Here is a 13,598-nt window from a genome sequence, read left to right on the forward strand (position 1 = left end):
GATACCCCTTGTGAATCCGTCGCTGCCCTTGACCGTCAATGTGCTGCGCAGAGCCGTCGCCGGAGCGATCGTCTGCGCGCTGGTCGTGCTCGCCTTGCTGGCCTTGGTGTATTACCAGAGCGATCGCTGGCAAGTGCCGCTGGACAACGCTCTCTACACGTTGCAGGAATATCAGTACAAGATTGCGCACCTGGTGCCGTACCCGTGGGAATGATGCGATCCGGCTCCTGCCCGTTCTCCGCATCGGAATCCAGTAAGGACGGCGCTTCGTGATTGCGATCGGCATCGATCTCGGCACCACCTTCTCGGTTGTCGCCCACTTCGACGGTTCGGCGTCGCCGACGGTGATCGCGGGACCCGACGGCCGGGCGACGACGCCGTCGGTCCTCTACTTCGACCATGAACAGATCGTGGTCGGTGCCGACGCCGGGAGTTTGGGTCTCATCGACCCGGAACGCGTTGTGCGGGGTATCAAACGGCAGATGGGTACCCGATTCGCGCTGACCTTCGACGGGAACGAGTACACCCCCGAGGCGGCGTCGGCATTGATCCTGAAGGCCCTCGTGGCGAATGCGGCCGCGGCGCTCGGCTGCCGGCCGGACGAATTGGCCGCTGTGGTCACCGTTCCCGCGTACTTCGGCGTCACCGAACGCGAAGCGACCGCGCAGGCAGCGAGTCTGGCCGGGCTCGAACTCATCGACCTGGTCGCCGAGCCGGTTGCCGCCGCGGCATTCTATGGTGTCGGCCGCGCGCCGGCGGGTACCGTCCTCGTCTTCGATCTGGGTGGCGGCACCTTCGATACGACCGTGCTGCGAATGTCCGCGGATGGCCCGGACGTTGTTGTGACCGATGGTGATCCACGACTGGGCGGGCTGGATTGGAACGACCGGCTGGGCGACATCATTCTGGCGAAGTTCGCCGAATCGGTGGACGCCGAAGTGTCCGACGCCGCGCTCGACGACACCGAATTCCTGGAGCAGGTCGGTGCGGCGGCCGAGAAAGCCAAGCTCGGATTGACCACCCGGCATTCGATGCCGGTAACCCTCGAGTACGCGGGACGGCGCTCGGCCGTGCAGGTCACCAGGGCGGAGTTCGAACTGGCCGCCGGTCACCTCGTCGACAATTGCGTGACCGTCAGCGACCGCGCGCTCACGGCCGCCCGGGCACGTGGCGCCGGCGGCCTGGAGCAGATCCTGCTGGTCGGCGGGGCGACCCGGATGCCGATGATCCGGTCAGCGCTCGAAGCGCGGTTCGCGGTCGACGTCGCTGTGTTCGAACCCGATCTGGCGGTGGCGAAAGGCGCGGCCATGCACGCGCACAGTCTGGTTTCGGCCGGCCGTCGGCCGGACCGGCACGTGGGCGATGGCCGGACCCGCCCCGTGCTCGCGGCTCCGGTCCGGACCGTGTTGCCCCGCGCCCTGGGAATTCTCCTTCACGACAGCAGAGATCCGTCCGGCGACCGTCGGATCGTGAACCATGTCGTCGAGGCGAATACCGGCCTGCCTGTTCGCGGTGCACGTGCCCGATTCGCGACCCTGCTGAACGGGCAGGACCGGATTCGCGTGGAAGTCTTCGAACAGGCCGGCGCCATCGCCTCCCCCGAGTTGCGCCACAACCGACGCGTGCTGGACGGGGAACTGGTGGACGTGCCGCCGCTGCCGGCCGGTTCACCGATCGATATCGAGTTCGACATCGGCTCGGACGGCCGCATCAGTTGCGTTGCGACCGAGCCGAAGAGCGGGCGGCGCCTGGTTCTGGAGTCCCATATGGAAGGCGTTGTCGACGCCACGGATTCGGTACGCCAGAAGGCCGTGCTCACCGGTCTGCAAGTTCGTTTGTAATGCGCGTAAGGAAGGCGTCGGAGTGAATACATGGATACGACGTGCCTACGGATCTCCCGGGTTGACCCAGTACCCGGTCGGGCCGTACCTCGGCAAGATCCAGGCGGGTTTCGGCGGCGTCGTCATACTCTGTATCGACGTCAGCGGTTCGATGTCGGGTAGCCCGCTCGAGAGTGCGGTGCAGGGCGCGAAGAAGTTCGCCGAAGAAGCCATCCTGGCCCACTACGAAGTCGGGGTGACGCTGTGGAACCATTCGATCGCGGCGAGTATCGAGCCGAAACGTGAACTGTCGCCGGTGATCCGATTCCTGGGCGGCGCGACGAGTTGCGGCGGCACCGATATCAACGACGCGCTTCAGGCGGCGCACGACTTGCTGCGCGGCCGGAGTGCCGAGATCGACCGGGTGGTGGCGATCTTCGGCGACGGCGACCTGGGCGACCGCGACCGCGCGATCGTGAAGGCTGCGGCCATGCGCGCCGACGACATCCGCATTCTCACGCTCGGTCTCGGCCGGGAATCGGCCCGGGCACTGGAGGAGATCTCGACCGAGGTCAATGAGCAGCCGCGCACGGCGACGGTGAACACCATCGCCGCGGAGATCGCGCACCTCGCGAACGGGCTACGCAGGCGTTGACCGGCCGGTCCCGGTCGGTCCCTATCGGGCGGCCGGGCGCCTGCCCGAGTTCCCCCGAAAACCCTTCTGAGTAGCGCGGATTCGAGAACGCGAGCTGAACCTGCTTGTTAGGATCGCGGGGTGTATAGAGCGTGGGGGGTTTTGCGCGTTGGTGGCGGCGGTTGTCGCTTGTCGTACTGCTGAGGGATCGACGCGATGATTGTGGTCAGGAGTGGGGAGGAGCTTCAGCGTGCGCTGGCTGAGCCGCGTGCGCAGGGGAGAAGTATCGGGTACGTGCCGACCATGGGGGCTCTGCATGACGGGCATCTGGCGTTGGTTCGGGCGGCCAAGGGGCTGGATGATGTGGTGGTGGCCTCGGTCTTTGTGAATCCGTTGCAGTTCGGGGCGGGTGAGGATTTCGAGACTTATCCGCGGGATGAGGAGCGGGATCTGGGGCTGTTGGCGGAGGCGGAGGCGGATATTGCCTGGTTGCCTTCGGCGGAGGAGTTGTTTCCGGCGGGGTTCGGGCTGACGATTGCGGTGCCGCGGCTGTCGGGTGTGTTGTGTGGGGTGGGGCGGCCTACGCATTTCGCGGGGGTCACCACGGAGCTGGGGAAGATTTTGATCTTTCTGGCTCCTACTGCGGTCTATTTGGGGGAGAAGGACTTTCAGCAGTTGGTGGTGATGCGGGCGCTGGTTCGGGATCTGGGGTTGCCGTTGGAGGTGCGGGCGGTGGCGACGGTGCGGGAGCCGGATGGGTTGGCGCTGTCGTCCAGGAATGCTTATTTGACGGGTGATCAGCGGCCGGTTGCCGCGTCGATTTTTCGGATCTTGTCGGAGCTCACGACACGGCTGCGGGGCGAGGGGGCGTCGGTTGACGCGGTGCTCGCCGAGGGGCGGAAAGCGTTAACACGGGCGGGTGTGCGGCGGATCGAATATTTAGAGCTGGTGGACAGCGCGACGCTGGACCCGGTTCGTGAAGCCGAACGGGGTAACCGTCTCGTGGTTGCCGTGTGGGTTGGGAGTACTCGCCTGATCGACAACACGGAGGTTTAGCCCGCGGCGGGGGCTGGCGGGATGCACTGGGGGCGCGGAGGCGACGATGGACATGATTACCGAACTGCTGACGGCCGTGTCGGCCGATGTGGAAGCGCGCCGCATACCGGGCGCCGTGGTCGCGGTGACGGCCGGCGGGTCGCTCATCGATCTGCGCGCGACCGGGGACATCGATTCGAGCGGCGAGCGTCCGATGCCGAGCGACGCCATCTTCCGGATCTATTCCATGACAAAGGTATTCACCGCGCTGGCGACGCTCACGATGGTGGCAGAGGACCGGCTCCGGCTGGACGACCCGGTCGCCGAGTGGCTGCCCTGCTTCGCGGACACGAGCGTGCACGACGGAACCTTGCGACCGCCGAACAGTCCGCTGCTGGTCAGGGATCTGATGCGGCAGACCGCAGGGATCGGCGGCGGCTACCACTCCTCGGACAACATCAAGCCGTACTACGCGGCGGCGAAGGTGCAGAAGTACGAACACCGCACCGGCACAGACACACTGGACGATGCCGTACGCCTCCTCGCGCGGCAACCCCTTGCCGCCGACCCCGGAACCGTATGGGAATACGGCATGTCCATGGACGTCCTCGGCCGCATCCTCGAAATAGCGGACAACCGCCCCCTCGACGAGATCATCGATCAGCGGGTCTGCCGCCCACTCGGTCTGCGCGACACCGGATTCAGCGTCCGGACACCGGACCGTGTCGCCCAACCGTTGCCGGAGGGAACACCCAACGGGCTTGTGGCACATCAGGAAACACCCGCATGGATCTCCGCCGGTTCCGGCGCCTATTCGACCGTCGGCGACTTCGCCGAACTGCTCTGCGCGATCACCCCCGACCGCGACGGCCGACTGTCGATTCCGGCCCTGGGCCCGATCACCAAGGAACTCTTCATCGATCAGATCGGTCCCCTGGCCGGCACCGGCCCGGACTACATTCCGGGCAAGGGCTACGGCTTCTCCTATGGCCTCCACGTCCCGAGCAGCGATCCGACCTGGGCGGCGCTGGACCCGAACGCACGCACCGTCGGCTGGCTCGGCCGCGCCGCAACCAGTTTCGTCTACCACGTGCCCACCGGTGTGGGCGCGGTCCTGATGACGCAGCGCTACGGGCGAGCGGTCCACTACCGCGATCTGGTTCGCTCGATCGTGGAGAGACAGTCATGGATGTAACCCCCGACGAACCGGTCGTCTCGGTGGACGGGCTGTGCAAGCGATACGGCTCGGTCCTCGCCCTGAACGAGATGAGCCTGGCGATCGGCCGCGGCGAGATCTTCGGCCTCCTCGGCCGCAACGGCGCGGGCAAATCCACTGCGCTGGACATCATTTGCGGTCTGGTCAAGCCGACCGCGGGGCGCGTGCAGGTATTCGGCACCGACGTACGCAAGCACGGCCGGAAGGCCCGCCGCCACATCGGCTATGTCCCGCAGGACAATACGGTCTACTTGGCCATGACGGTCTGGCAGAACCTCCGCTTCTCCGCGATCATCCGCGGCCTGTCTCGCCCCATCGCGCAACGCAGAGCGGCCGAGGTGATGGAACGTCTGGGTCTCAGTCAGATCGCCGACCGGGGTGGCGCGCACCTGTCCGGCGGTGAGCGCCGCCGACTATCGATCGGCATGGGCATCGTCCATTCACCACCCCTGATGGTGCTCGACGAACCGAGCAGCGGCGTCGACATCGATTCCCGTCACGCCATCCACAACCTGCTCAGGGAGATGCGCGGCGAAGGTTCGACGATCCTGTACACCACCCACCACCTGGAGGAAGCCGAAATCCTGTGCGACCGAATAGGTGTGCTCGACTCCGGCTCGATCATCGTCACCGCGGACGTGAAAAGCTTTGTCGCCGAATACGGCAGCCCGTACTGCGAGATCGTCAGCGATGAGACGCCGACGGTGCTGACCCTGCTGCACGACGCCCTACCCGACACCGGGATAACGGTGCACGGCAGACGAATTCGAGTGGCGGCGCAAGAAGCGGAGATTCTGCCCGCCGTGGTCCGGGTCCTCGACGAGAGCCACGTCCCCATCAAGGACGTCCGCCTGGTCCCGACGTCCTTGGAGAACGCGTTCCTACACGCCATCGAGCAGCCCAGATCGGCGACACCATGACGATCACCTGGGCCTTCGCCCGAAAAGAGCTGGCCACCTGGCGTCAGGACCCCACCCTGTTCGTCTTCCTCTTCGCCGCACCGCTGTTGATGCAGGCCCTGCTCAGCGACGCGTTCTCCGGAATCACCGGCAGCGCGGGCGCGAACCAGACGGTCCCCGGCTTCACCATCATGTTCGGCTTCTACGTGATGATGTTCATGGGCACCTCGCACTACCGCGAACATGCCTCGGGCGCCTGGAGTTTGGTGCGAACCAGCGGACTCTCCCGGGGAATGATGGCGATTCAGCTCGCGATCCCGTACTTCGTGCTCTCGGCGGTGCAGATGGCGTTGTTGATCGTCACCGGGCGGTTCCTGTTCGGCGGGACGATCAACGGTTCGCTGCTCGCGCTGACCGTCCTGATCCTGGCCATCGCCTGGACCGCCATTTCCCTTGGCCTGGTACTGGTCTCGCTGACTCGCAACGTCTCTGCCATGCAAAACCTTTGCCAGCTGGTGGTTCTCGGCATGGGCGCGGTCGGCGGCGCCGTCGTGCCGGTCCGCCTGATGCCGGCCTGGGACCGCCCGCTCGCCCCGCTGACCCCGCAGTACTGGGCGGTCGACGGCATGAAGCGGGTGCTGGCGGACAACGGCGGGCTGTCGAGCATCGTGCCGAACATCGTCGTGCTATCGGGCTGGGCCTGCGTCCTGTCGATCATCGCGACCTTCGCCTTCGACCCGGGTACGCAGCGTCGCGTCGCCATTCGCTGAGGTCGACATTCAAGTAGTACCAAGGTAATTCGGGAGGTGTCTCGCCAATGGCAGAGTCAAGCGGGCGGGTAATACAGTCGTGGTCGCGACAGGGGGTGCAACCGCCACCGCGGATCGTGGGCGGCGACGGCTGCCGATTCTTCGACGCCGCCGGGCATTCCTACCTCGACTTCGGCTCCCAGCTGGTCAACGCCAACCTGGGACACAGCCGCACCGAGGTCCAGGAGGCGGTGCAGAAGCAGGTGGCCACGATGGCAACTCTCGGCCGCCCCTGGGATATCGAGATCGTCGAGGAACTGGCGGACCGGCTCGCCGAAGTCACACCGGGTGATCTCAACTCGTTCTTCTTCGCGTGCAGCGGAACCGAAGCGAACGAGGCCGCCATCCGGCTGGCCCGCGCCTACACCGGCCGGAGCAAGGTCATCGCCCGCTACCGCTCGTATCACGGCAGCACGGCGGGCGCGCTCACGCTGACCGGCGAGCCACGGCGCTGGGTGGGGGAGCCGGGTATGCCCGGCGTGGTCCGCATGCTGGATCCCTACACATACCGTTGTCCCGCAGGGCATCCCACGCCGTGCCCGGTGTGCACGGGCGCGCCCCATCTGCGCGAGCTGCTCCAGTACGAAGGCGCCGAGAACGTGGCCGCCGTGATCATCGAGCCGATCACCGGCATCAACGGCGTGATCGTCCCGCCGGACGGATACCTCGAGGCGATCCGCGAGGTCTGCACCGAGCACGGAATCCTGCTGATCTTCGACGAGGTGATGACCGGCTTCGGCCGCACCGGAAGCTGGTTCGCCTGCGACCGGTGGAACGTCGTTCCCGACATCATCACGTGTGCAAAAGGTCTCACCGCCGGCTACGTGCCGCTGGCCGCCGTCGCCGTGAGCGACCGGCTCTCCGGCTGGCTCCAGGACTCGGTCTTCCCGTACGGCCTGACCCACAGCGCCCATCCGGTCGGCTGCGCGGCGGCCGTGGCGGTGCTGGGCGTCTATCAGAAAGAGCGGTTGATCGAACGCTCGAATCAGTTGGGACCGTTGATCGAAACGGAGCTGCGCAAGCTGGCCGAACGACATCCGTCGATCGGCGACATCCGCGGCAGCGGCTGCTTCTGGGGCATCGAGCTGGTCGTCGACCGCGAGACCAAGGAACCGCTGGTCCCGTACAACCCCGATGCCGCAGCGTCCGAACCGATGTCGAGGCTCACTGCCGCGGCCTTCCACAAGGGCCTGTACCTGCTCACCCACTGGAACATCATCCTGATCTGCCCACCGCTGATCATCGAGGAGGCGGAGATCCACGAGGGAATGGCCCTACTCGACGAAACCTTGTCCATCGCCGACGAATACGTCCGGGGATGAGTGCATGACCGTCTCGATCTGTGCACTGGTCGCGCGTACGGCCGCGGACCGGCCGCAGGAATGCGCCGTCCGAGTGCGCGGCTTCACCGCCGGCGAAGAGATCACCTGGCACGACCTCGTGACCAGAATGCACGAGCAAGCGGAAGCGTACCGGCAGAAGGGTTTACACCAGGGCGACCTGGTTGCGGTCGCCCTGCCACCGGGAATCGGCCACGTCATCGCAACGCTGGCGCTGTGGGAGGTCGGCGCGGCCGTCCTCCCGGTGGACTACCGCTGGTCGGAGACCGTGAAATCCGACATCGTCGAACGCTATTCGCGCGGTTGGGTGGTCGAGGGCAACGACCTGGCCCTGCTTGCTTCGCACGACCGGACCGTCCCGACCGAACTACCGGCGGACGGAGTCCCGAGATCGATCTCCCTCTCCGGCGGAACAACCGGCGTCTCCAAACTCATCATCCGAAACCGCCCATGGACTTACGCAGACTCCGGACCACTCAGCAGCAAGGAGAAAGAACGGGGAATGGCCTACGGCCAGACCCAAATCGTCGGACTCCCGCTCTACCACGCGGGTTTCGGTGCGCTCTACCACGGCCTCGCCCTGGGCCACCGCATCATCATCCCCGGCAACGCCTCCCCCAAGCTGTTCCTCGATCTGCTCGAATCCGAACGGGTAGAGGTACTTCGGACCGTGCCCGCGCAGATGGGCACGCTCATCGAAGCGAGTCACGGGAACAGCCAACGTTTCTCGTCGCTGCGGCTGGTCGTGCACACAGCGGCGAGATGCCCCGAATCGGTGAAACGTCGCTGGCTGGAACTGATCGAACCATCCAGGGTGTACGAGGAATACGGCAGCGTCGAGCGGATCGGCGTGCTCAGCATCCGCGGCGACGAATGGCTGCGACACCCCGGCTCCGTCGGCCGTCCGCTGCACTGTTCGGTGCGAATCCTGGACGAATTCCTCCAGGAGGTCCCGGTCGGGCAGACCGGCGAGCTGTTCATGACCGACGACGACGCCACCCAGCCGGCCTACATCGGCGGCGGACCGAAACTGGCCGAGGTAGACGGCCATTTCAGCGTCGGTGATCTCGCGTGCATGGACGCCGAAGGCTACGTCACGCTCGTGAGCCGCAAGGACGACGCCATCAACGTCGGCGGCGTCAAGGTCTTCCCCCGCGACATCGAACGAGTCCTGGAACACCATCCCGCCGTCCGCGATGTCCGGGTCCGCGCCATGCCCGACCCCGCGCTCGGCGAGGTCGTGCACGCCGCGGTCAGCCTGAACGGGGGCAACCCGGAGCAGATCACGGCCGAGCTGTGGCACAGCTGCCGCGCGGAACTGACCAGAGCCCAGACCCCGCGAGTGATCGAGATCGTGGCCGACGTGCGCCGGACCGCCGCCGGCAAGCTGCGCCGAACAGACTAGGAGAGCGGTTGTGCAGGAACGTATTTGGGTCATCGTCGGGCAGGTGTGCGGCACCGGCTATACCGAACCCGCCGCGAACTTCTACGAGCTGGGTGGCGACTCCCTGCTGGCCGGCGAGCTGATGACCGCGCTGCGTACGGAATTCGGCGTCGAACTCCCGATGAACCTGTTGTTCGAGGCCCCCGACATGGGGACGTTCGTGCACGACGCGGTCCCGCTGGTCGATTCGCCGCCGGCTCAGCGCGGCGGTTCGTAGCGTCCGTCGACGGCGGTCCATCCGCCGTCGACGGTCAACATCGTCCCGGTGACGAAGCTGGACGCGTCGGACGCCAAAAACGCGACCGCCCCGGCGATTTCGCTCGGTTGCGCCCACCGCCCGAGCGCGCTCTTGTCCGCGTAGGCCTGCTGCCACTCCGGCACCTCGAAGATCGGATCGGTCAGCGGAGTGCGCACAACCCCCGGCGCGACCGCGTTCACCCGGACTCCGGCCGGGCCGAACTCCGCGGCGGCCCCGCGAATCAGTTGGAGCAGACCGGCTTTGGTCGCCGCGTACACCGCCTGCCCGGGCTCCACGGTGATCGCCCGGATCGACGACATCCCGACAATCGAACCGCTCCCGCGTTCGACCATTCCCCGGCCGAACGCGCGAAGCAGGTGGAACGCGCCGCGCAGATTCAGGTCGACGACGGCATCGAATTCGTCCACCGCGTAGTCGAGCAGCCGCTTGCGGACATTGCGCCCGGTGGTGAAGACGAGGACGTCCAGCTCCGGCAGCGCCGCGGCGGCTGCCTCGACGGCCGCCGCGTCGCGCACATCCAACTGGATGGCGGCAGCCAGCGGCCCGGCCGCCTTCGCGGTTTCCTCGGCGGTCGCGAGATCGATGTCGGCACAGGTCACCTCGGCACCGAGTGCGCCGAGGGCGAGCGCCGATTCGCGGCCGATGCCGCTGCCCGCGCCGATCACGAGGGTGCGTTTCCCGTCGAGCCGGAACAGGGCCTGGTAGTCGGGCGAAGCGGGTTCCGCGGTCATGGGTTCGTCCTAACCTTGATGTAGTGGGTAGGGCAGCGTGATGGTCTTGATGGTGCTCATCTCCCGAATCGAGTAGGGGATGCCCTCGCGGCCGGTCCCGCTGGACTTCACCCCGCCGAACGGGATGTGTGGTGAGTCGAAATGTGGTCCCGCATTGAGGTTTACGGCACCGACCCGCAGCGCGGCGGCGATCTCGGTGAATTCGGCTATATCCGCGGTGATCACCCCGGCCTGCAATCCGTATCGCGTGCTGTTCGCGACCCGGATCGCCTCGGCGGTGTCGGCCACCCGGATGACCGGGGCGACCGGACCGAACGTCTCCTCGACCACCAATTCGGCGTCGGCAGGCACGTTATCAAGGACCGCGGGCGTGATGAGTGGACCGCGCCGATCGCCGCCGAGCAGGAGTTTCGCATTCGCGGCGACCGCGTCGCCGATTCGTCGTTCGACGGTGACGGCCGCCTCCTCGCTGATCAGCGGCCCGACGTCGGTGGCAGGATCGAGGGGATCCCCGGCCTGTTTGCGGCGTGCGGCCTCGACCAGCCCGGCGACGAGGTCGTCGGCCACCGCGCCGACGACGATCACCCGCTTGATCCCTCGGCACGACTGTCCGGCGGTGGCGAAGGAACCTTGGCCCGCCAATTGCACGGCAAGCGCGAGATCGGCATCGGGCAAGACGATCAGCGGATCGTTTCCGCCCAACTCCAGCAGGATCTGCTTGCCCGCGGCCGCCGCGGATACGGCCCGTCCGGTGTTCACGGAGCCGGTGAAGGTGACCATATCGATGTCCGGGTGACCGGCCAACGCCGGACCGAGCACGCCGGGCTCACCCGTTGTAACGACGAGGTTTTCGGCCGGCAGCCCTGCTTCCAACAGGATTTCGGCAAAGGCCAACGCCGTAAGTGGTGTCTTCTCCGAAGGTTTCAGCACAACCGCACAACCCGCGGCCACGGCCGGTGCCACCTTCACCACTACCTGATTGAGCGGCCGGTTGAACGGCGTGATGGCCGCGACAATCCCGATCGGCTCGAACTTGGTGAGCGCCAACCGATCCTGCCCCGGCACCGGAATGCTCTCCCCGCGCAACCGCTCGGTCTCGGTGGCCGCGACAACAAGGTTGGCCGCGGCTCGTTCGGTCTCCTTGCGGGTTTCGGCAATACAGACGCCCGACTCCCGGGAGATCTGTTCGGCCAGTTCCGCCGATCGCTCGCGGATCAGTTCGGCGGCCCGGCCGAGGATCGCCGCCCGCTGGTCCGGTCGCAGCGGCCGCCAAGCAGCTCGAACACCCAGGATCGCCTCGTCAAGCTGAGCGGCGGTGTCGCGCGCGACCACGCCGACGGTCTCCCCGTTCCACGGATTACGCACGGCGAGTTGGTCGGACGAGGGTTGTACCGCGCCATCACGAAACATGCTCGACTCCTGTCACGAAATCCCTGAACCGCCTTGCCACTTCGGCCGGCGACACCGCGGGCCGGCCCAACTCGGCGATCGAGCCCGGTCGAATCGCCAGATATATGAACGCCGGCCCGGCCTCGACCTGTGCGACCTTGACCGCCTCGGTGAATTCGGCAAGATCGGCACAGTCGTACACCCGGGCGTATCCGCAGGCCCGCGCGACGGCCGGGAAGTCGACCTGCGCCGCGAGGCTCTGCTGCCCGCCGGTGGAATCGTGAACCCCGTTGTCCAGCAACACATGTATCAGGTTCGGCCCACCGTGGGCGCCGACCGTCGCCAACGTGCCGAGCCGCATGAGCGCCGCACCGTCGCCATCGATCACGACCACGGATCGGCGGGTATGCCGCGCAACGCCGAGCCCGACAGCGCTCGCCGACCCCATCGCACCGACCAGATAGAAGTGCTGCGGCCGATCGGCGATCGTGTACAGCTCACGGCTGGTCTTACCCGTGGTCGACACCACGGCCGCGAAATCGGGCAGCGATCCGACCAGCGCCTCCAGCGCCGCCGAACGCGTTGGCGCAGCACGATTCTCGGGGGAGCGCGTTACCACCGGAATCACGGCGGCAGCAAGCGACGGTTCCTCTAGCTTCTGCGCGGCCATGACCCCGCTCCGCAGAATGAACGCGAAAGGCTGCTGCTCCCGGTCCATTTCGGCCCAGCCTCCCGCCAGGCACGCATCCACTTCGGCGGGCTCGGCAGGTATCACCGCATGACCGACCCGCATGATCTCCAGCAACCCGGGCGTGATCGCCCCCATCAGCTCATGCTGCGGCTCATCCGGACACCCTGGTTCCCCGCGCCAACTGATGATCAGCGGCACCGGAATTCGACCGGGATAGTTGAGCGAGGTCAGCGGATTGACCATATTGCCGAGTCCCGAGTTCTGCCCCATCACGCACGCCGTGGCACCGGCCAGCCAGCAGCCCGCGGCGATCGCCACCGCCTCACCCTCGTGCGTCACCGGCAGATACCCCGCCGCCGAACCGGACGCCACCCGGTTGATGATCGGCGTCAGATACGAGCACGGCACCCCGACCACATCGACCACACCCCGCGCGATCAGCCCGCCGAGTAGATCGTCGGCTTCGATCACGAATCCACCCACTTCCGCGCCAACTCGATGTAGTGCGCCTCGTCGACCTCGAGCTCCGGATAACCCATGAGCGCGAACACTTCCGCGAGCGAGGCGATGCTCGGCTCCACCGCTGTCGGGCCGTCGAGCAGCAGCGCCCGGCACACCTGCCGCATCGCGGCCACCGAGGCCCGCATCGCCTGATTGGCCCAGATCACCGCGGCGATACCGAGTTCGGCGAAGGTCTCCCGGGGGACCGTGTGATATGTCGTCGGCGCGATCACCAGCGGCAACCGCGCCGCCCATTCCTGGGTGAACTCGGCGATCTCGTCGATGGTCTGCTTGCGCGAGTGGATGAAGATGGCATCGGCGCCCGCCTGCCGATACGCCTCGGCCCGCCGCAGCGCCTCGGCCAGCCCGGCCCCGGCGATCAGCGCCTCGGTGCGGGCCACCAGCACGAACTCGGCGCCGACCTGGTCCCGGCAGGCCGCGATCTTGGTGCACATATCGCCGATCGGCGCCAGCGGATGACTGTCGCCGAAGTAGGAGTTCATCTTCGGGAAAACCTTGTCCTCCATGGATATCCCCGCCGCGCCGATCTGCTCGGCGCGGGCGGCGAAGCGCCGCGCGGTGTTGAAGTTGCCGTAGCCGGTGTCGCCGTCGACGAGGACCGGGACGCCGCCGTCGACCACCCGGGCGGCGAGATCCAGGAGTTCGCCCCAGGACACCTCGTCGCTGTCCCGAGCGCCCAGCGCGGTCGACATACAGAGACCGGACGCCCAGATGCCGGCGAATCCGGCCTCGGCCGCGATGCGGGCGCTCAGGCCGTCATGCGCGCCCATCAGGTACGTCGGCTCGGGCTCGGCGAGCAGCCCGCGCAA

14 protein-coding genes are annotated in these 13,598 nt (G+C 66.8%); 10 read left to right on the plus strand and 4 right to left on the minus strand.

Annotated features, from left to right (window positions below; genetic code table 11):
- Positions 1–10 precede the first annotated feature (10 nt).
- The 10 genes from AB0M22_RS05780 (at position 11) to AB0M22_RS05825 (ending at position 9,414) form a co-directional block, all read left to right on the plus strand.
- Entirely contained in the window at positions 11–214 is a 204-nt protein-coding gene (locus tag AB0M22_RS05780; protein WP_364721487.1) for a hypothetical protein, read from the plus strand.
- A 55-nt stretch (positions 215–269) separates the two neighbouring features.
- Entirely contained in the window at positions 270–1,841 is a 1,572-nt protein-coding gene (locus AB0M22_RS05785) for an Hsp70 family protein (protein ID WP_364721489.1), read from the plus strand.
- 61 nt (positions 1,842–1,902) lie between these two features.
- Positions 1,903–2,475: a vWA domain-containing protein gene (locus AB0M22_RS05790; protein WP_364721490.1), complete on the plus strand. Its 573-nt coding sequence runs from the start codon at positions 1,903–1,905 to the stop codon at positions 2,473–2,475.
- Between the two features lie 195 nt (positions 2,476–2,670).
- Positions 2,671–3,510 carry a pantoate--beta-alanine ligase gene (gene panC / locus AB0M22_RS05795; protein WP_364721492.1) on the plus strand — a complete coding sequence of 280 codons (840 nt, stop codon included), beginning with the start codon at positions 2,671–2,673 and terminating at the stop codon, positions 3,508–3,510.
- Positions 3,511–3,556: 46 nt separating this feature from the next.
- The gene (locus tag AB0M22_RS05800) at positions 3,557–4,684 is read left to right on the plus strand and encodes a serine hydrolase domain-containing protein (protein ID WP_364721494.1); all 1,128 of its coding nucleotides are present in this window, start codon (positions 3,557–3,559) and stop codon (positions 4,682–4,684) included.
- Positions 4,675–5,625 (plus strand): ABC transporter ATP-binding protein, encoded by a 951-nt coding sequence (locus tag AB0M22_RS05805; protein ID WP_364721496.1) that lies wholly within the window; start codon positions 4,675–4,677, stop codon positions 5,623–5,625. The genes AB0M22_RS05800 and AB0M22_RS05805 overlap by 10 nt, the downstream gene beginning before the upstream one ends.
- Positions 5,622–6,374 (plus strand): ABC transporter permease, encoded by a 753-nt coding sequence (locus AB0M22_RS05810; RefSeq protein WP_364721498.1) that lies wholly within the window; start codon positions 5,622–5,624, stop codon positions 6,372–6,374. Before AB0M22_RS05805 ends, AB0M22_RS05810 begins: the two co-directional genes overlap by 4 nt.
- Before the next feature lie 47 nt (positions 6,375–6,421).
- The gene (locus AB0M22_RS05815) at positions 6,422–7,735 is read left to right on the plus strand and encodes an aminotransferase class III-fold pyridoxal phosphate-dependent enzyme (RefSeq protein WP_364721500.1); all 1,314 of its coding nucleotides are present in this window, start codon (positions 6,422–6,424) and stop codon (positions 7,733–7,735) included.
- Positions 7,736–7,739: 4 nt separating this feature from the next.
- Complete coding sequence (locus AB0M22_RS05820; RefSeq protein WP_364721502.1) at positions 7,740–9,158, plus strand: AMP-binding protein; 1,419 nt, start codon at positions 7,740–7,742, stop codon at positions 9,156–9,158.
- 10 nt (positions 9,159–9,168) lie between these two features.
- On the plus strand, positions 9,169–9,414 hold the full coding sequence (locus tag AB0M22_RS05825; RefSeq protein WP_364721505.1) for an acyl carrier protein: 246 nt from the start codon (positions 9,169–9,171) through the stop codon (positions 9,412–9,414).
- Here AB0M22_RS05825 and AB0M22_RS05830 read toward each other — a convergent pair.
- The 4 genes from AB0M22_RS05830 to AB0M22_RS05845 are packed head-to-tail and all read right to left on the minus strand — an operon-like array spanning position 9,396 to position 13,598.
- Positions 9,396–10,187: an SDR family oxidoreductase gene (locus tag AB0M22_RS05830; protein WP_364721507.1), complete on the minus strand. Its 792-nt coding sequence runs from the start codon at positions 10,185–10,187 to the stop codon at positions 9,396–9,398. The genes AB0M22_RS05825 and AB0M22_RS05830 overlap by 19 nt on opposite strands.
- A gap of 9 nt (positions 10,188–10,196) precedes the next feature.
- Entirely contained in the window at positions 10,197–11,597 is a 1,401-nt protein-coding gene (locus AB0M22_RS05835; RefSeq protein WP_364721509.1) for an aldehyde dehydrogenase family protein, read from the minus strand.
- Positions 11,587–12,738 carry a phosphonopyruvate decarboxylase gene (aepY, locus tag AB0M22_RS05840; protein ID WP_364721511.1) on the minus strand — a complete coding sequence of 384 codons (1,152 nt, stop codon included), beginning with the start codon at positions 12,736–12,738 and terminating at the stop codon, positions 11,587–11,589. The genes AB0M22_RS05835 and aepY overlap by 11 nt, the downstream gene beginning before the upstream one ends.
- Complete coding sequence (locus AB0M22_RS05845; RefSeq protein WP_364721513.1) at positions 12,735–13,598, minus strand: isocitrate lyase/phosphoenolpyruvate mutase family protein; 864 nt, start codon at positions 13,596–13,598, stop codon at positions 12,735–12,737. Before AB0M22_RS05845 ends, aepY begins: the two co-directional genes overlap by 4 nt.

This window comes from Nocardia sp. NPDC051756, assembly GCF_040681495.1.
Classification (GTDB): Bacteria; Actinomycetota; Actinomycetes; order Mycobacteriales; family Mycobacteriaceae; genus Nocardia.